Annotated in this window: 1 protein-coding gene; it reads left to right on the top strand. The window is 60.0% G+C overall.

Annotated features, from left to right (window positions below; genetic code table 11):
* On the top strand, nt 1–512 hold a 512-nt coding region (locus MHK00_RS11865), incomplete at both ends, for an IS6 family transposase (RefSeq protein WP_250412019.1).

The raw sequence follows: 512 nt of genomic DNA, 5'->3' as shown, positions 1-512 counted from the left end.
TGCCGCTACGGCGTGAGCTACCGCGACCTCGAAGAAATGATGACCGAGCGGGGTGTGCCAGTCGATCACACCACGATCTACCGCTGGGTGCAGAAATACGCCCCTGAGCTGGATAAGCACACTCGCTGGTACCGGCAGGTACCCGACTGGCAGGCCCGGTCCTGGCGGGTGGATGAGACCTATATCCGGGTCGGCGGCACGTGGTGCTATCTCTACCGGGCTATTACCGCCGGTGGGCAGACCTTAGACTTCTACCTCTCACCAAAACGGAATGTGGCTGCGGCCAAGCGTTTCCTGGCCAAGACGCTGCGATCGAATACGACAGCCGGGTCCCCGCGGGTCATCAACACCGACAAGGCACCAGCTCTGGCCAAGGCAATATCCGAGCTGAAGGCGGAGGGAATCTGCCCTCAGACGGTGGAGCACCGGCAGGTGAAATACCTGAACAACGTTCTCGAGGGAGATCATGGCCGACTTAAAAGAATCCTGGGACCGAAGGGGGCGTTCAAAAA

It is taken from the genome of Corynebacterium tuberculostearicum (assembly GCF_022347385.1).
GTDB lineage: Bacteria > Actinomycetota > Actinomycetes > Mycobacteriales > Mycobacteriaceae > Corynebacterium > Corynebacterium tuberculostearicum_M.
The sequence above is the reverse complement of the archived record's forward strand: the minus strand, read 5'-3'. Positions and strand labels throughout refer to the sequence as shown.